Genomic DNA, 19130 nt, shown 5'->3' with positions numbered 1-19130 from the left:
AAAATAAAGATAAAAAATAACTGATTGATACCTTTCATGTTATCTATTGTGGAACTGGTACGATTAGTTCTTGCGATTCAAACGAAATGATGTAATCATTTTGTTAATCAATATGGTTGGTCTTTATGTCTTCGCGTTGCAGCGAAGATTTAGGAGAATAAAAAATATGACAAACAGGCCTAGCGCATTTAAAAAGTCACCTATTGCAGCAGGAGTTATCGCCCTTTTAGGCGCAGCTTCGATGTCAACACAGGCAGCAAGCTGGCAATTTGGTGATGTTAGTGTATCACTCGACTCTAGTTTCACTCTTGCAACCAGTATTCGTACCGAAGACAGGGACTATAGTCTTATTGGAAACAGTAATCATCCACAGTTTGATTGGACCGGCTATAACGCTGCTACCAATGTTATTTATCCCAGTGCCGATGTATGGGCCAACTCCAATGGCGCTTATTCGACAAATGGTGATTTAGGTAATTTGGCGCATGATCCAGGTGACCCATATTCAACTCAAATCTCCGGTCTTCACGAATTAGATATCAACTTCGGCGACTATGGCTTCTTCGCCAGTGGCTTTTGGTTCTACGATTTTGAACAACAAGACGGAGACCGCCCTTGGTCAAATCCCATCACTGGTCAGCAAGTAGATTTGTGTGCGGACCCTGATGCTGAAGAACTGCTTTGTCAGGATGCCCGTTTGCTGGATGCATTTTTCTACGGCGACTGGTGGCTTGGTAATAAGCCGCTTACTGTTCGTGTAGGTCAACAGGTTATCAGCTGGGGGGAGAGTACTTTTATCCAACACGGCATTAACACGACCAACCCGATTGACGTAACGCGTGCGCGTGCACCTGGTGCCGAACTAAAAGAAGTCTTTATTCCGGTAGGGATGGTTTTCGCCTCAATTGGCTTGAGTGACACGGTAAGTGTTTCAGGTTACTACCAGTACGAATGGGAGCGCAGTTGGTTGCCGGTTGCAGGAAGTTACTTTGCTACCAATGACTTTGCCGGTGAAGGGGGTCAGGAAAACAACATACAGCTAGGTTTTACCGGTAATCCTGATATCGATTTAGATCACTTACTTACCTCCCTGAACCAGTTAGGTGCCGCCCTTAATGCTGGTGCTGACGCTACGCAAATTTCACAAGCGTATCTGGCTTATCCCACTAAAGTGGCTTTACGCGCTTATTCAGATGATGCACATAATGATGCAGATGACCAAGGTCAGTATGGTTTACGTCTAACCTGGTTTGCAGAATCGTTAAATGAATCAGAGTTAAGTTTCTATCACATTAACTATCATAGTCAGCGACCGCTAATTTCAGGAATAACCTCAAACTTTACTCCTGAAGCAATACAGCGCGATTTAGGTCGCTTAGCGCAAGGCGTAGATAAGTTTAATGTTACCGACCTTGAAGCCTTCACTGAAGCACAGTTTTTCTATCCGGAAGATATTAAGCTGTATGGTTTCAGTTTTAACACCAATGTTGGTACCACGGCCCTGGCCGGTGAAATTGCATATCGCAAGGATGAGCCGCTTCAGATAGATGACGTTGAGCTACTTTATACCGGAATGCCTGAACAGCTTGCCAATGCTGGATTACGTCCAGACCTGGAAGGTATATCACAGCTTAACAACATTGATCGTAATGTTGGCCCTGGTGAAACAGCTGAAGGTTTCTTGTTCTCAGACACACTTCAGGCACAAATGACCTTGTCCCATGTCTTCGGTCCTACGCTGGGCTCTGATAACTTTATCCTGTTAGGAGAAGTGGGTTGGGTAAATGTTATGGATTTCCCTGATCCGAATGTTATTCGTTTAAATGCGCCAGGCACCGCGCGTACACCATCACTTGAGCCTACCCCAAGTGGCAATCCACGCACGGGTTTGCATATGGGCCTGTCTGACGGACCAGAAGAAAATCCGTTCGCGACAGATGACGCGTGGGGGTATCGTTTATTAGCAGTAGCAGACTACAACAACGTATTCTCCGGGGTCAATTTAAGAGCGCGGGCTACGTTTTCTCATGATGTGGATGGTACGACACCAGATCCGTTATTCCTGTTTACTGAAGATGTTAAATCTGCAAGTGTTGCATTAACGTTTGATTATTTAAGCAAATGGTCAGCGACCGCTTCCTACAGTTCATTCTGGGGTGGTATTGGTACTACTAATGCGTTGTCAGACAGAGACTTTGTCTCGTTTAACATCAAGTATTCAATCTAGAGGTATCTAAGATGATTAAAAAAGTTGGTTTAATTGCAGCGGCATTGTCGTTTGCTATAGGTAGCAGCGCGCTAGCTAAAGTGTCTGATAGTGAGGCCAAAAAACTAGGTGATACGCTTACCCCTCTTGGCGCTGAGAAGGCTGCTAACGCGGATGGAAGTATTCCTGCGTGGAATGGTGGTATCACTAAAGCACCTGCTGGGTATAGTGTTGGCGATCACCACCCTGATCCGTTTGCTGATGACAAAGTGAAATTTGAAATTACAGCGGCTAACTACAAAGAGTATGCGGAGAATTTGAGTGCAGGTCAGATCAAATTGTTCGAAACCTATCCAGATACCTTCAAAATGCCTGTGTATGAAACCCGTCGTACAGCATCTAATCCGCAAGCGGTTTATGATGCAACATTAGCTAACGCCACCAGAGCAGAGCTTCTGGACGGCGGTAATGGAATCAAGGGCGCTGCTATCGGAATTCCGTTCCCCATTCCGCAAAACGGTTTGGAAGTAATTTGGAACCATATCCTGCGCTATCGTGGTGAAGCGGTAGAACGGGCGGGCGGACAAGCCGCTGTAACTTCTTCTGGTAGTTACAACGTAATCGGCTTCGACGAACAACTATTGTTAAAATACAGCGAACCAGATGCGACACCTGAGCAGCTCCTTGAAGACAATATCCTGTTTATGTTCAAACAAAAAGTAACGGAACCTGCACGTCTTGCCGGGACAGCTTTGTTAGTACATGAAACAGTGGACCAGGTCAAAGAGCCGCGTAAGGCGTGGACATACAATACAGGTCAGCGACGTGTTCGTTTAGCACCTAATATTGCTTATGACACACCAGGAACGGCGGCCGATGGTCTGCGTACTACCGATGACTTTGATATGTTTAACGGTTCACCGAATCGCTACAACTGGGAATTGAAAGGTAAACAAGAGTTGTATGTTGCTTATAACAATTACCAGCTACATAGCAAAGACGTATCGTACGAAGATATTCTTAAACCCAACCATATCAATCCTGATTTGACCCGTTGGGAAAAGCATCGCGTATGGGTAGTTGAAGCGACATTGAAGGATGGCTTCCGCCACGTTTATCAAAAACGCGTTTTCTTTATTGATGAAGACAGCTGGCAAATTCAGGTAGCTGATATGTACGATAACCGTGGAGAGCTTTATCGAGTCGCGTTTGCGTATGGGATCAACTATTATGAAGTACCAACCCATTGGTCAACGCTTGACGTGTATCACGATTTGAACTCTCGTCGCTATTTGGCTATTGGTCTAGATAACGAAGAGAAAATGTACGATTTCTCAATTCGTCCTCGTGAGGTTGAATTTACGCCTCAAGCATTACGGCGAGAAGGGATGCGCTAATCGAATTTGAACGGTTGGCTTTGCCAACCGTTTTTGTTTAACGCTACTGAAATAGGAAAAGGTTACTTGTTACTTATGAAAAAAGCCTTTTGGGCAATGGCCGCAGCTTGCATGGTTTCAACTGCTTCAGCAGAGCAAGCATTTATGGCACCACTGGTAAAGCAATCGGTTTTACTTGATGTTGCCGCTTCAGAATACATGGTAATTGTTGGCGAACGCGGTCATATATTAACTTCAGATGATGGTGAGACATTCACGCAACAGAGCGTGCCCACCCATTCTACATTAACCGCTGTCGACATAGTGGGTGATAATGTATGGGCTGTAGGGCACGACGCTATTATCTTGCATTCTTCGGACAAAGGCACGAGCTGGCAACAGCAGTTATTTAATCCAGATATAGAGCGTCCATTTTTAGACGTTTTATTTTTTGATGACCAACATGGTATTGCAGTAGGTGCGTACGGATTATTTTATCGCACAACCGACGGGGGTAAGGCCTGGAATGCAGAGCGTCATCCGACGCTACTTAGCGCTGATGACCAGGCATACCTGGAACAAGTGAGAGAAGAAGACGAAGATTTTTATCAACAGGAATTAAACTCAATTTTACCGCACATTAATAGGGTGACATTAGACGATGACATTCTTTATATGGCAGGTGAAGCTGGCCTCCTGGCCTATAGCACGGATCACGGAAAAAGTTGGAATCGCTATGAAGTCGATTACACCGGCTCGTTTTTCGATATTCGTCCTTTATCTGGCGATACAGTCGTGGCGGTTGGATTAAGAGGCAATGTTTTTAAAATGAAAGAGCAGGGAGTATGGCGATACGTCAGCACCTGTTCAACCAGTACGTTAAATTCGCTCATACCTCTTTCGGATGAACGACTTACTGCCCTGGGTAATAATGGGATCGTAGTGACGCTTAGCCGTCCGTTACCCGATAGTACAGATTCACCTTATACGCCTATCACTCAATGCAACAGACCTAAAGAAGTGTCGGTTCAACAACTGGATGATAAAGCGGCGGTATTAAATGCTGTAAAATTTAACAATAAAATAATTGGTGTTAGCGCTAACGGCATCAAAAAACTTAATTTGGATTAACGAGCGACATGTCACGTATTACTCATTTAGCAGAACGCATCGTTTTTGGGAGTCGCAAAATTGTCGTGTTCCTTTTTGTCCTGGCTACACTGTTTTTGGGATACCAGTCATCACAGATGCGCCTTGATGCGGGGTTTGAAAAAAATATTCCGCTAAATCACGAATATATGCAGACTTACATGAAGTATCGCAAAGATTTTGGCGGTGCTAATAGTGTGTTGGTTTCTGTGTGCGATAAGCAAGGGAATATCTACAATCAAAACTTTTTTGACACACTTAAGAACGTGCATGACCAACTCTTTTTTATCAATGGGGTTAATCGTGCGCTAGTGGTCTCTTTGTTTTCGCCATCCACGCGTTTTACAGAAATTGTGGAAGGTGGATTTGCAGGGGGCCCGGTAATCCCAGCGGATTTCAACTCCTCTTCTCCAGCTGCGCTGCAGCTGGTCGCAGCAAATGTTGAAAAAGCAAATATAGTTGGTCGCCAGGTATCAAGTGATTACAGCTGTGCAATGGTCACGGCACAGTTACTGGAACTTGATCCGCAAACAGGTGAACAGCTTGATACATTAAAGTTTGCCAATGAACTAGAAGAAAAAATACGTAACCAATTCAGTTCCGATAGTATATCGGTCCATATCATCGGCTTCTCCAAAATGATAGGGGATGTCGCTGACGGTGCCAAAGATGTACTGCTGTTTTTTGCTATTGCATTAGCAATAACTGCCGTGATGGTGTATTTCTTTTCACGCAATATCATGCTTACCATCCTACCGTTATTGTGTTCAGTCATTGCAGTGGTTTGGCAACTTGGCTTGCTCTCATTTATGGGATTTGGCATGGATCCCATGTCAATACTTGTTCCCTTCCTGGTATTTGCGATAGGGGTCAGTCACGGCGTTCAAATGATCAATGCCGTTGAGAAAAGAGCCGTGAATGGTTCTGGCGCCAAACATGCGGCGATGAGTGCATTTCGCACATTATTAGTTCCTGGTGGTATTGCTTTATTATCAGACACCGTGGGCTTTATGACCTTACTGGTTATAGATATCGGTATCATTCGTGAACTTGCCATCACCGCGAGCATGGGTGTAGCGGTTATCATCCTAACTAACTTGATTTTACTTCCCGTGTTAATGAGTTTCTTAAAATTTGATTCCCATTATGTTGATAAGTTTGCAGGGAAAGAAGAGAGAAGTAATAAGTTTTGGAATATGGTGGCCTGCTGTTCTCAGAAAAAGGCTGCGCCAGTTATTCTGGTCATAACTACACTTTTATTCGCGTTTGGTTTTTATCAATCACAGAATATGAAAATAGGAGATTTACATGCAGGCGCGCCTGCTTTGCATGAGTCTTCTCGGTATAACCAAGATACATTTCTGATTACCGATAAATACGAAGTGACAGTCGATTACATCTCAGTACTGGTGGAAACCTCACCGGAAGCGTGTACTTCTTACACCGTAATGAAAGCTATAGATGACTTTCAGTGGAAAATGGAAAACGTTAAAGGCGTTCAATCAACCGTATCGCTGGCTTCTGTTGCTAAAGTGGTTAACGCCGGTTACAACGAAGGTAATGTAAAGTGGCAGGTATTACCAAGAAACCAGCAGACACTGGTGCAGGCAATAGCGCGCATTCCAACCTCTTCGGGCTTACTCAATGGTAATTGCTCAGTCATGCCGGTTATTCTCTTTATGGAAGACCATAAGGCAGAAACGATATCCCGAGTAGTGGATGCTGTTAAAGAATATCGTCAAGATTATGAGACCGATGATATGAAGTTTAGCCTAGCATCTGGTCCGGTCGGTGTAATGGCCGCTACCAATGAAGCGGTTAAGAGTGCGCAAATGCCTATGATGGCCTATGTGTTCGGTGCGGTAATATTACTTTGCTTGCTTAGTTTCCGCTCGCTTCGTGCAACGCTATCGGTCGTGATCCCACTGTACGTTGTTTCGGTGCTTGCACAGGCACTAATGACTTACCTGGAAATTGGCCTTACCGTTTCCACCCTGCCTGTCATTGCTTTGGGGGTAGGTATCGGTGTGGATTATGGGATTTATATACTCTCAACGATGAGTCACCGGTTAAAACATGGCGATACGGTCCAAGCTGCGTATCTTGCCGCCTTGAAAGAGCGGGGAAGTGCCGTATTATTTACGGGCATTACGTTGGCGATAGGCGTGAGTACCTGGGTTTTCTCTACCCTTAAATTCCAAATGGATATGGGTATTTTGCTGACATTTATGTTCCTAGTGAACATGTTAGGCGCAATAATCGTATTACCCGCACTGGCCAGACTTCTTTGGTACAAGCGAAATGAGCTATAATCGTTAAAATTTTTTGCATAGCTAAGCAAAAAAGGGCCGTTAAGGCCCTTTTTTATAATGTAAAGTTGCATACTTATCTATGCTGTTAAATTGACGTTAAATAAGGCTTTCATTAGCGCCAATATTTAGCGAAAATAGCGAGTGATACTCTGCACTTACGACAACAAAAGGTTTATTCATGACAGTCACCTCTCAGCGGCATTCAGTACTGCTAGACAATGTTTATTCACTTATCGACAAAAAAGTGGACGCACGGCAAAAAGCACTAGTTCAGCAGTTTGGTCGTCTGTTATATAAAAACATTTCCAATGATGACCTGGAATATCGCAATGACAGCGACCTTTATGGCGCCACATTGAGTTTATGGAACGCATTAGAAACATTTGATAGTAAAAAGCCCTTTATTCGGGTGTTTAATCCCGAAATTGCAAAGCAAGGGTGGCACTCAAGTCACACAATTGTTGAGATTATCGTTAAGGATATGCCGTTTCTGGTGGACTCCGTGCGTATGGCGTTAAACCGGATGGGTATCAATTCCCATTTATTCCTGCATAGTCCTATCGGTTTAAAACGTAACAATGAAAATAAAATAACCGAGTTTGTAGAGCCGGGTAAAGCAGGCAACGGCATTACTAAAGAAACCGTACTTTTTATCGAGATTGACCGTCAAACCGCGAAGAAAGATATTGATACGTTAACCAAAGAGCTGCATTCAGTGGTTGAAGAAGTGTGGCTGGCGGTAAACGACTGGCAAGCCATGGGCAAGAAGCTTGACGAAGTTATCGAGCAAGCAGATAAGTTGAACTGGCCAGTTTCTGGTGACGAGAAAAAGCAGACCAAAACCTTTCTGAACTGGTTAGCTGATCATAACTTCACTCTCATGGGATACCGCTATTATGATGTGAAGGCCATCGAAGGGGATCATCGTTGGGTACCGCAAAATGATACCAGCCTGGGTTTAATGAAAAACTCAATCAGTGATCGAGAGCGCCTGGTTTCGAATTTACCTGCCACTGCACGAAGTGCAGCATTGAGCAGTAACCCACTCATCCTGACCAAGACCAACTCGCGCGCCCGCGTACACAGACCAGCGTACATGGATTACATTGGCGTCAAAGCGTATGATAAAGAAGGTCACGTAGTTGGTGAACACCGCTTCTTAGGCCTTTATTCAGCGTCGTTTTATAATTCCAGCGCAATCGACTTGCCAATCCTGCGAGAAAAAATAAAACGCGTTTGCGATCACTCAGGTTTTGAGCCTGGGACTCATGCTTATAAAGCCTTTGTCAATATAATTGAAACCTATCCTCGCGACGAATTATTGCAAACGCCTTCGGCTGAACTTGCACAGATAGTTAAGGGAATATTTCAGATGCAAGAACGGGGGATTTCGAAGCTCTTCATCAGAAAAGATATATTTGGTCGTTTCTTTTCATGTTTGGTGTTTGTGCCCAGAGAGCGTTACAACACCCAACTTCGTAAAGACACGCAAGCCCTGCTAAAAGCTTCTTTAGGTGCTAAAGAAGAAGTCGAATTTACTACTTATTTCTCTGAATCTGTGTATGCAAGAACACACTACATAGCACGGGTCGATGATAACAATGCGGAATATGATGTGAAGGAAATTGAGAAAAATATAATTGAACTAACCAAGTCGTGGAATGACAAGCTAGCCTCCTCGATCACCGCCGCATATGGTGAAGCAAATGGAAAAGCACTGGAAAAGAAATATCTTAATGCCTTTTCCCGTAGCTATATGGAGCAAAACTTACCCAGCGCTGCATTGATTGATATTCAAAAACTTGAGCTGTTAGATGAAAATCATACCTTGGATATGCTTTTCTATCGTCCTCAAGAAGAGCAATCTGACAGTCAGATCGTTAAGCTCAAGCTGTTCCATAAAGCCGAACCAATTCATCTTTCCGACGTCCTACCGATGCTGGAGAATTTTGGTCTTCGCGTAGTCGATGAAAGTCCGTACAAAATCACCTGCTCCGAAAATGAGCGCAACTGGGTCATGGACTTCACCATGTTGCACAAAAGCGGTCAGCACATGGATATGGAGAAAGCACAGGAACTGTTTCAGGATGCTTTCGCGAAAGTTTGGCATAACACCTTAGAAGATGATGCATTTAACCGCCTGATATTAGGTGGTGGCATGACCGGACGACGGGTCACCATTTTACGCGCCTACGCAAAGTACATGCGCCAGACAGGCAGTTCATTCAGCCGCGACTATATCGCAAATACCCTGTCGAATTACCCTGACATTGCCAAGTTGCTAATTGATTTCTTTGAACAGCGTTTTAATCCTAAAAAGAAGCGCAACCAGAAGAAGCAGGAAGCCCTCCTAATCGAAATCAAGTCACAGTTAGATAACGTGAGCAATCTGGACGATGACCGTATTATTCGACGCTACCTGGATTTGATGAAGGCGACTTTACGCACAAACTTCTATCAACTTGACGATGCCGGCCTTGAGAAGCCGTATGTATCATTTAAGATGATGCCTGAGCTTATTCCAGATATGCCGCTGCCATTACCTAAATTCGAAATCTTCGTTTATAGCCCGCGGGTTGAAGGTGTTCATTTGCGCGGTGGCAAGGTGGCGCGCGGTGGATTGCGTTGGTCAGATCGTCAGGAAGACTTCCGTACTGAAATATTGGGTCTGGTGAAAGCGCAACAAGTCAAAAACACGGTCATCGTACCGGTTGGAGCAAAAGGCGGTTTCATTTGTAAACAATTGCCATTTAGTGAAGGTCGGGCCGCAGTCCAGGCAGAAGGTCAGAACTGTTACCGCACCTTTATCCGAAGTCTGCTGGATATTACTGACAACATTGTTAACGGTGAAATCGTGCCACCTAAAGATGTGGTACGTCTTGATGAAGACGACCCGTATCTGGTGGTTGCGGCGGATAAAGGCACCGCAACGTTTTCAGATATTGCTAATAGCATTGCCGCCGAATTTAATTTCTGGTTGGGCGATGCGTTTGCATCAGGCGGCAGTGTAGGTTACGACCATAAGAAAATGGGTATTACCGCCCGTGGTGGCTGGGAGTCTGTGAAACGTCACTTCCGTGAAATGGGCATTAACTGTCAGACCACGGAGTTTACCGCCATTGGTGTAGGTGATATGGCCGGTGACGTATTTGGTAATGGTATGTTGCTGTCAGAACATACCCGTTTGATTGCGGCATTTAACCATTTGCATATTTTCTTTGATCCCAATCCGGATGCAAAAGCCAGCTACAAAGAACGCCAGCGTCTATTCGAAAACCCTTCGTTGTCATGGGAAGACTATGATAGCAAGCTTATTTCCACGGGTGGGGGTGTGTTCAATCGTTCGGCGAAATCGATTAAATTAACCGCTGAAATGAAAAAGTGGTTAGGGACACGTCAGCAAACAATGACGCCTAATGAATTGATCCACAATATCCTAAAGATGCCTGTTGACCTGCTGTGGAATGGTGGGATCGGTACCTATATTAAGAGTACAAAAGAAAGCCATTCTGATGTAGGGGATAGGGCCAACGATGACTTACGGGTTAATGGCAAAGATGTCCAAGCCAAGATCGTAGGTGAGGGTGGAAATCTGGGTCTAACCCAGCTTGGCCGCGTCGAATATGCAGCGCACGGCGGTCGTGTTAATACTGACTTTATAGATAATGTCGGGGGTGTAGACTGTTCGGATAACGAAGTAAATATCAAGATCTTGTTAAACAGTCTGGTCGCCAATGGTGATTTAACACTCAAACAGCGCAATGCGTTGCTTTATGATATGACCGATGATGTTGCAGAATTGGTATTGCAAGATTGTTATCGTCAAACACAATCTATTTCCATCACCGAGCGCTCGGGCGTGACCCTGCTGAAAGAGCAGTTGCGTTTTATCCACGGACTTGAAAGGGAAGGGCTATTAAATCGTGAGTTGGAATTTATTCCAACGGATGATGAAATTTCTGACCGCGTGGCGTCCGACAGGGGCTTTACCCGTCCGGAATTAAGCGTGTTATCAGCCTACGGAAAGATGGTACTGAAAGACGCATTAAATATTCCGGAAATTACGGCCAACCCCTACCATAGCAAATTACTTATCACCGCGTTTCCTGCAGTGTTGCGTGACAAATTCAGTCAACAAATGCAAGAACACCCGTTACGTAGCGAAATTATCGCCACTAAGTTAACCAATAATATCGTAAACGATATGGGGTTGAACTTTGTGTTCAGAATGCAGGAAGAAACCGGTGCCACGGTAGATGAAATTGCTAATGCTTATGCCATTATTAAAGGTATTTTCAATATAGAGTCTATCTGGGAACAAATTGAAGATTTAGACAATAAAATTCCGGCTGATCTTCAATTGGAAATGCTTGAAGCGTGTCGCCGAATTATGCGACGTGCGTCACGTTGGTATTTACGCCACGGCAATAAATCGCTAGGTATTCAGGAATCGATTGATCGTTATCGAACCACCTTCGATAATTTAACCCGGCATTTGCAGGAATACCTAGTTGAAGCGGAATATGCGTATTTGGAGAAAATGACACAGCGTTATTCTAAAGAAGGTGTTCCGCAGGATATCGCTTATCAAGTGGCCAGTTTCTCTAATATGTTCTCCAGTTTAGATCTGGCACAAATTGATGAAGCAGATTCACATGACACTTCGGTAATAGCTAAACTGTACTTCCAGCTAGGATCCCGTCTTGAGTTACACTGGTTCCTGGAGCAAATTACTAATCAATCGGTGAGCAACCATTGGCAGGCACTAGCCCGAGCGTCTTATCGTGAAGAGCTAGATTGGCAGCAACGTTCAATCACGGCTAATTTATTGCAGTCACGACCTGATGCTAAAGACGCTGACGAAATCTTAGACAGCTGGATGGAACAAAATCAGACGTTGTTAAAACGCTGGTATCACATGATGTCTGAGTTTAAAACTAGCAATACACACGAATTTGCTAAGTTTTCTGTCGCATTGCGTGAATTGATGCTTTTAAGCGTCAAGTCTAACCATTAGAATGGTGGCAATTGTTACCTGACTGAAAAAAGCCCTGGTATTCAGGGCTTTTTTATAATTGATATGCATTCACTTATTCAAAATTTACTACTCAAGTGTGAACCGGAAACCAGCCATGATCTTGCGATCAAGTGGTTGCATCGCACCCAGCACACGCCATTAAAGAAACTCTATTCGCAAAAAGTTGTTACTAAACCCACTACGGTGGCAGGGATCAAATTCGCTAATCCGGTAGGTTTAGCGGCGGGACTGGATAAAAACGGCGAATGTATTGATGCATTTGCGGCTATGGGTTTCGGTTTCATCGAGGTGGGCACCGTTACCCCACGCCCTCAAGCTGGTAACCCTAAACCCAGGTTATTCCGTATTCCGGAGAAACAAGCCATCATTAATCGTATGGGCTTTAACAACAAGGGGGTGGATTACCTTGTTGAACAGGTGAAGCGGTCTCAATACAAAGGGGTAATCGGCATAAACATCGGCAAAAATAAAGATACGCCGGAAGAACAAGCACTCAACGATTATTTAATTTGCCTAAATAAAGTGTACCCATATGCTAGCTATATCACGGTTAATATTTCTTCTCCCAACACGCCTGGGTTACGTAAGCTGCAGCATGGCGAAGCACTCTTAACGCTGCTTAATGGCTTAAAACAGGCTCAGGAAACGTTATGTCAGACCCACAGCAAGTATGTCCCAATTTTCGTTAAAATCGCGCCAGACCTGTCAGCAACTGAAGTATCAGATTTTGCCCGCGCACTGGTCGAGTCGAAAATGGATGGTGTCATCGCCACCAATACCACATTGGCACGTGAGCCTGTTGAAGGACTGAAAAATGCCAGTGAGACGGGAGGATTAAGCGGTGCGGTGCTAAACGATAAAAGTTACCAAATCACTAAACAACTTGCCGCCGATTTAGATAGAGCATTACCCATTATCAGTGTGGGTGGCATTCACTCTGAACACACTGCAAAACAGCGTTTAGATGCAGGCGCATCGTTAATCCAAATCTATTCCGCATTTATTTATCAAGGACCAGATTTGATTAAGCGTATTGCTAAATCCCTATAATTAAGAGAACTATGAACTCAATACTACTCACCACCAGCAAAGGGTTAGACGAACTGTTAGCTGAAGAAGTAAAAAACCTGGTTCCTGATGCGCAAATCAAAGCCTCACCAGGACAACTTACATTTTCAGGTACATTAGAGCAGGCCTATCGCCTCTGTTTATGGTCCCGACTAGCCAACAGAGTGGTGTGGGTACTGACGGAAAATAAATTTAATGATGCCGAAGGGCTGTATGACGCCGCCAAAGAAGTTGATTGGTCTGCACACCTTGAACCGAATCAAACGTTAAGTATTGCGTTTCATGGTACCAACCGGGTGATAAAAAACACCCAATTCGGTGCGGTCAAAATCAAAGATGCGATTGTTGATCAATTTGTGGAGCATGTGGGCGAGAGGCCTTCGGTGCAAAAATATAAGCCTGACCTGCCAATCTTTGCGCGTTGCAGACGAGAATTCATCACCATTGGTATCGACTTAAGCGGTAGCAGTTTACACCAACGTGCTTATCGACAACAAACGGGTGATGCTCCACTAAAAGAACATGTTGCCTGCGCCGTGCTGATGCGCTCTGGCTGGACTAAAGATACCTCGCAGCCACTGGTCGACCCGATGTGTGGTTCGGGCACTCTGGCGATTGAGGCCGCCTATATACAACGCAATATAGCGCCTGCAATGAAAAGAGAATATTGGGGGTTTAAGCGCTGGAAACAACATGACGAAACCGTTTGGGAGCAATTGATTAACGCTGCCGTCGGCGCACAAAAAGATGGACTAAAGAATATTTTTGCCGCGGATATTGATAAAAACCTGATTGCTATTGCACGTAAAAATGCAGATAACGCGGGCGTGTTTGCTGATATTGAATTTGCGCACTCCAACGCGACAACGTATTGTCCGCCCGTAAAGGCGGATGGATTTTTAGTGAGCAACCCACCATACGGCGAACGACTCGGTCAACTAACCGAGCTTATTTCTTTGTTCACAGATTGGGGGCAACACCTCAAAACTGCATGGCAGGGTTGGCATGTGTCGCTGCTTAGCAGTAATCGAGATCTATTGAAGTTGCTTAAATTAAAAGCCCAGAAAGACTATGCCATCAATAACGGTAAACTTGAGTGTCGTTTAGTAAACTACCTGTTAGATGAACAGAATTGTCAGCAATTCAATGTCAGTGGTAGTAATCACGAGTTTGCCAATCGGTTGCAAAAAAATCTTAAAAAGCTCAATAAATGGATTAAGTACCAGCATACTGATTGTTACCGTATTTACGATGCCGATCTGCCTGATTATAACGTGGCGATTGATCGATACGGCGACGCCCTTGTGATCCAGGAATACGCGCCACCGAAAACCGTCTCAGAAGAAAAGGCGAAACGTCGTTTGCAGGAGGTGTTGTTGCATGCTCCCGCTGTGTGTGGTGTCGGAGCGAAAGATGTCTATTTAAAAGTACGTGAAAAACAAAAAGGCACGCAGCAATACAATAAGCTTTCTCAAAAAGGCGAAACGCGTATTGTGCATGAGAAGGGCGCGCAATTTCTGGTGAATCTTACCGATTATTTAGATACCGGCTTGTTCTTGGATCATCGTGAGACGCGTCAGATCGTAAAGGCAAAATCAGCCCAGAAAGATGTGCTGAACCTGTTTTCTTATACGGGTTCGGTGTCGGTTTTTGCAGCATTGGGTGGGGCGCGCTCGGTCACCACGGTGGACATGTCGAATACCTATCTGGAATGGGCGAAAGAGAATTTCAAGCAGAATAAATTAAGCGGGCCTTATGCCTTTATTCAAGCTGATTGTGTAAGCTGGCTAGCCGACCATCAAGCCAAGTATGACTTGATTTTTATCGACCCACCTTCTTTCTCAAACTCCAAGCGAATGCATACTACCTGGGACGTACAACGCGACCATGTTGACCTCATAACACACGCCAGAAAATGTCTAAAAGAAAACGGAGAGATTATCTTTTCAAATAATCGTCGCGGATTTAAGTTAGCCACGGCAGAAATTGAAGCCTTAGGGTTACGCATCACCGACATAACCAAGCAAACTATTCCAACTGATTTCGAGCGCCACAGCAATATCCATAAGTGTTGGGTCTTATCATGTTAAGTGTTGTTTTATATACCGGCCCCGGATGCCACTTGTGTGAGGATGCGATGGCACTCCTTGCGCAGATTAACCAGCCTATAGACGTTAAAAAGGTAAATATACGGAACGATGCCGAGTTATATCATTTATACGGTGCCCGTATCCCCGTGATAAAACGTGAAGACACCCATGCGGAACTTGGTTGGCCATTCGATAACGCAACTCTTGAGCAGTTTTTAAAATGAGTTTACTTCAATTAAAAAATATTTCGTTGATGTTCGGCAGTCCACCTCTATTGAATGGCATCGACCTGGTGGTGCAACCCAAAGAACGGGTGTGTCTGGTAGGGAGAAATGGCAGCGGCAAATCCACGTTATTAAAAGTCATCGCTGGCGAGATCAATGCTGATGACGGGCAGAGAATAATTGACAATGAAACCATCATTGCCAGGTTAGAGCAGGATCCTCCGCAAACCACTAATGTAAGTATTTTCGATTATGTAGCGGAAGGATTAGCCGAATTAGGAGAAACTATAAAGGCGTATTTTCACCAAACCCAAACCGTGGCGGAAAATCCAACAGAAGCCAACCTGATTCGCTTACAAAATTTACAAGAACAATTAGAAACTCAGAACGCGTGGCAGTTCGAACAAAAAATTGAACAAACTCTGTCCCAATTGCAACTGTCTCCCGACACCAAACTTGCTGAACTATCCGGCGGATGGCGTCGTAAAGCAGCACTAGCCCGTACATTAGTGCGCGCCCCAGATATTCTATTACTTGACGAGCCCACCAACCATTTAGACATCGCCATGATTGAGTGGTTAGAAACATCGCTCGCCACGTATCATGGCGCCATTATTTTCATCAGCCATGACCGTTCATTTATCAGACGTATGGCCACGCGCATCATCGATTTGGACAGAGGAACCTTAACCAGTTATCCGGGTAACTACGCAACTTACCTTGAAAAGAAACAACAGGATTTAGAGGTTGAAGCAAATCAAAATGCAGAATTTGATAAAAAACTTGCCCAGGAAGAAGTGTGGATACGCCAAGGCATAAAGGCACGCAGAACCCGTAATGAGGGCAGGGTAAGGGCACTAAAAAAGCTTAGAGAACAGCGCCGACAACGTCGTGAAGTACAGGGTAACGCGGTAGTATCGCAATCTGCCTCGGTGCGCTCTGGAAAGACGGTTTTTGAAGCACAGCATTTAAGTTATGCCATCGAAGGAAAACCACTTGTACGTGATCTCAACCTGACCTTGTTACGGGGCGACAAAATAGCCTTGATTGGTCCCAACGGATGTGGCAAGACCACTCTCATCAAATTATTACTTGGCCAACTTCAGTCTGATAGCGGCACATGCAAACAGGGTGCTAATCTTGAAGTGGCATATTTCGACCAACACAGGCAGGGACTGGATCTCGACAAATCTGTCATAGATGCGGTGGGCGACGGCAAACGCGATTTGATTGTAAATGGACAACCCCGCCACGTTATCAGCTACCTGCAGGACTATCTGTTTCCTCCTGAGCGCGTCAATGCCCCGGTAAAGTCGTTGTCGGGTGGTGAGAAGAATCGTTTAATGCTGGCGAAGCTCATGCTCAAACCCAGTAATGTTTTGGTGCTCGACGAACCGACTAACGATCTGGATGTGGAAACATTAGAAATGTTAGAAAGTTTGCTTCTAAATTATGCTGGCACCGTGTTACTGGTGAGTCACGATAGAGAGTTTGTCGACAACGTGGCTGATAGTTCACTCTTTTTCGCAGGCAACGGCGAAATTCAGGAGTTTGTCGGTGGATTCAGCGATATTGAACAGTGGTATAAGACGAAAGGAATTTCAGTGTTTGATATTTTCGAAAGGAAGTCGCTCAAATCAGACAAAAGTGAAACTAATACGAAGGAAAATAGTCCAAAACCCGCGCCAGTAAGCAAAAAGCCTAAAAAACTATCATATAAAGCGCAAAGAGAACTAGAAAGCTTACCTCAAGAGATTGAATCATTAGAGGAAAAGCTGGCAGAATTACAAGAAGTTGTAAACCACCCCGAATTTTTTAAGCGAGCAAATGATGAAACCTCAAATGCGCTCACGCAGCTAACCGAGATAGAAGAAAAATTAGCTGCGAAATATGCTCGCTGGGATGAATTAGAAAGTATGCTGGGCGATCAGCAGTAAATAGGATACTCCATGAAAATTAAACCAATTGCAGCCGCTCTGTTAACTTTAACCAGCTTAAGTTCCATTGCTGCAACCTATTCGATAACACCGCTACCCGTTACCAATAAGGCCAAAAACACCTTTGCTCAGTCAATCGATAATAGTGATACATTATTAGTCACCACGAGCAATGAGTATAATCCTCCTATTGATGTGGAGCGATTAAAGCAGACCAACTTTTTTGCTATTAATGAAGCCTCTATTGAAAACGAAGATGATATTAAGAATGGCATCTTCAGTGATATAGATTACACGCTTATCGTGAGTTACCTTAATAACCTCACAAGCCAAAACACATTTTTGTTACGCAAGCAAAGAATTGCACAATTTAAGAGTTATTCCACCGATTTAGTCGACACCCGATTCGTTCAGGGCTTTGACAATTTCGTCGAGAAATTTGACGATTTTAGCCAGTCAGTCACCACAATCGCACGGGATAGTCTTAATGGAGATTTCATTGTTGGTTATTCTCAATCGCCCTATCAAGATGTGGAATACACCAACAATAATGACCAATTAATCAGATACACAATTAATGATATTTATCGCCGTGCCTTTGTGCAGGTAGGTTCTCAGACCGTGGCGCTGTTACCTAAAGATACATTAGTTAATGGAATTTCTGAGGCGTTTGCGGTAAACCGAAATTTTCAGGTTGGAGGCTATGGGACGACCCGATTTTCTCCGGCAATAAGAGAAAGTGCCGCAACCTGCACGGATGATGGCGAGCGTGGCGATGTCGCCAAAGAATTCTGTTTATACAGCCTTATAAATAGTCGGAGTTACCAGCAAAACTCCTCCAAACGGGCGACCATCTGGCAACTTAATGCCAGTGGTGAAGTACTGTCTTCTGAAATTTTTCCGTTACCTTTCGAACCGACGACTGAGAAATTCGCGTGGGAAAACCGCATCCTGGATATTAATAACAACGGCCTCGCAGTGGGTTGGTCACATACGGGCGAAACAGTAAATTTTTTGAAGCCTGGGGCGCAATTCAGGAACACAGAAGTAGAAACTCAGGCAGCTTACTTTGAAAATGGCGAAACCATATTCTTTCTGACTGACGAAAAAGATTTAGCCAGTCAGGCAGTAGCGGTTAACGATAAGGGCTGGATCACCGGCACAGTGGCCAGGGCACCCAATGAAGTCGCAAGAGATCGCTTCTTTATACACAATGTCGATACTAACGAAACACGTTACCCAGATGGGTTTTTTATTAACGCGGGTGTCATTCCGCGGTCGATAAACAATAGAAATATCGTTGTTGGGCGTGCGGATATTGAGTCCAGTAATGAAGCTAATCGTGAAACCAATGCCTTTATGTATAACATTAACGCAGATGAATTTATTAATCTGAACCTTCTCACCTCATGTGATTCGCCTTATACGCTTATCGAAGCAGTCGATATCAATGATGATAATGAGATTATTGCCAATGCGAGGTTTAGAGCAAACGATACCTATGCTACTGGCAATCCGGTCACAGACGAAAATGGCAATAACATCAAAGTAGATAAGATCATCGCGGTTAAGTTGAGTCCTATAGCGAATGGTCAGATTGAAGGGTGTGACGAGAAAGAAGAGGTTAAATACGAAAGAGCAGCTGCCAGCAACACGCTGTTTGCGTTGCTGGGTTTATCCGCATTTTTCTTTATACGACGCCGTTGTATTGCGAAATAAATTAAAACCGC

10 protein-coding genes are annotated in these 19130 nt (G+C 44.3%); all 10 read left to right on the top strand.

Annotation, left to right across the window (positions count from 1 at the left end; genetic code table 11):
• The first annotated feature begins 166 nt into the window (after positions 1-166).
• The 10 genes from OPS25_RS08090 (at position 167) to OPS25_RS08045 (ending at position 19119) form a co-directional block, all read left to right on the top strand.
• On the top strand, positions 167-2227 hold the full coding sequence (locus OPS25_RS08090) for a DUF1302 domain-containing protein (protein WP_265617172.1): 2061 nt from the start codon (positions 167-169) through the stop codon (positions 2225-2227).
• A gap of 11 nt (positions 2228-2238) precedes the next feature.
• Positions 2239-3603, top strand: coding sequence for a DUF1329 domain-containing protein (locus OPS25_RS08085; protein ID WP_265617171.1), 1365 nt, complete (start codon positions 2239-2241; stop codon positions 3601-3603).
• A 75-nt stretch (positions 3604-3678) separates the two neighbouring features.
• Positions 3679-4713, top strand: a complete 1035-nt coding sequence (locus OPS25_RS08080; protein WP_265617170.1) for a WD40/YVTN/BNR-like repeat-containing protein — start codon at positions 3679-3681, stop codon at positions 4711-4713.
• A gap of 8 nt (positions 4714-4721) precedes the next feature.
• Positions 4722-7043 carry an efflux RND transporter permease subunit gene (locus OPS25_RS08075; RefSeq protein ID WP_265617169.1) on the top strand — a complete coding sequence of 774 codons (2322 nt, stop codon included), beginning with the start codon at positions 4722-4724 and terminating at the stop codon, positions 7041-7043.
• 178 nt (positions 7044-7221) lie between these two features.
• A complete protein-coding gene (locus tag OPS25_RS08070) occupies positions 7222-12060 on the top strand; it encodes an NAD-glutamate dehydrogenase (protein ID WP_265617168.1) in 4839 nt (1612 codons plus the stop codon).
• Positions 12061-12123: 63 nt separating this feature from the next.
• Positions 12124-13131, top strand: coding sequence for a quinone-dependent dihydroorotate dehydrogenase (gene pyrD / locus OPS25_RS08065; RefSeq protein WP_265617167.1), 1008 nt, complete (start codon positions 12124-12126; stop codon positions 13129-13131).
• 11 nt (positions 13132-13142) lie between these two features.
• Positions 13143-15239: a bifunctional 23S rRNA (guanine(2069)-N(7))-methyltransferase RlmK/23S rRNA (guanine(2445)-N(2))-methyltransferase RlmL gene (rlmKL, locus tag OPS25_RS08060; protein WP_265617166.1), complete on the top strand. Its 2097-nt coding sequence runs from the start codon at positions 13143-13145 to the stop codon at positions 15237-15239.
• Positions 15233-15463 carry a glutaredoxin family protein gene (locus tag OPS25_RS08055; RefSeq protein WP_265617165.1) on the top strand — a complete coding sequence of 77 codons (231 nt, stop codon included), beginning with the start codon at positions 15233-15235 and terminating at the stop codon, positions 15461-15463. The genes rlmKL and OPS25_RS08055 overlap by 7 nt, the downstream gene beginning before the upstream one ends.
• Positions 15460-17400, top strand: a complete 1941-nt coding sequence (gene uup / locus OPS25_RS08050) for an ATP-binding cassette ATPase Uup (protein ID WP_265617164.1) — start codon at positions 15460-15462, stop codon at positions 17398-17400. Before OPS25_RS08055 ends, uup begins: the two co-directional genes overlap by 4 nt.
• A gap of 12 nt (positions 17401-17412) precedes the next feature.
• Entirely contained in the window at positions 17413-19119 is a 1707-nt protein-coding gene (locus tag OPS25_RS08045) for a DUF3466 family protein (protein WP_265617163.1), read from the top strand.
• Positions 19120-19130 lie beyond the last annotated feature (11 nt).

Origin of the sequence: Alteromonas aquimaris (genome assembly GCF_026183695.1) — a bacterium.
In the GTDB taxonomy this organism is placed as follows: domain Bacteria; phylum Pseudomonadota; class Gammaproteobacteria; order Enterobacterales; family Alteromonadaceae; genus Alteromonas; species Alteromonas aquimaris.
Note: the sequence above shows the minus strand (reverse complement) of the source record. Positions and strands in the feature narration are given on the sequence as shown.

Excerpts from the sequence above, each read along its gene's own strand:
- OPS25_RS08090 (WP_265617172.1), top strand. The coding sequence starts at position 167 with ATGACAAACAGGCCTAGCGCATTTAAAAAGTCACCTATTGCAGCAGGA.
- OPS25_RS08085 (WP_265617171.1), top strand. The coding sequence starts at position 2,239 with ATGATTAAAAAAGTTGGTTTAATTGCAGCGGCATTGTCGTTTGCTATA.
- OPS25_RS08080 (WP_265617170.1), top strand. The coding sequence starts at position 3,679 with ATGAAAAAAGCCTTTTGGGCAATGGCCGCAGCTTGCATGGTTTCAACT.
- OPS25_RS08075 (WP_265617169.1), top strand. The coding sequence starts at position 4,722 with ATGTCACGTATTACTCATTTAGCAGAACGCATCGTTTTTGGGAGTCGC.
- OPS25_RS08070 (WP_265617168.1), top strand. The coding sequence starts at position 7,222 with ATGACAGTCACCTCTCAGCGGCATTCAGTACTGCTAGACAATGTTTAT.
- pyrD (WP_265617167.1), top strand. The coding sequence starts at position 12,124 with ATGCATTCACTTATTCAAAATTTACTACTCAAGTGTGAACCGGAAACC.
- rlmKL (WP_265617166.1), top strand. The coding sequence starts at position 13,143 with ATGAACTCAATACTACTCACCACCAGCAAAGGGTTAGACGAACTGTTA.
- OPS25_RS08055 (WP_265617165.1), top strand. The coding sequence starts at position 15,233 with ATGTTAAGTGTTGTTTTATATACCGGCCCCGGATGCCACTTGTGTGAG.
- uup (WP_265617164.1), top strand. The coding sequence starts at position 15,460 with ATGAGTTTACTTCAATTAAAAAATATTTCGTTGATGTTCGGCAGTCCA.
- OPS25_RS08045 (WP_265617163.1), top strand. The coding sequence starts at position 17,413 with ATGAAAATTAAACCAATTGCAGCCGCTCTGTTAACTTTAACCAGCTTA.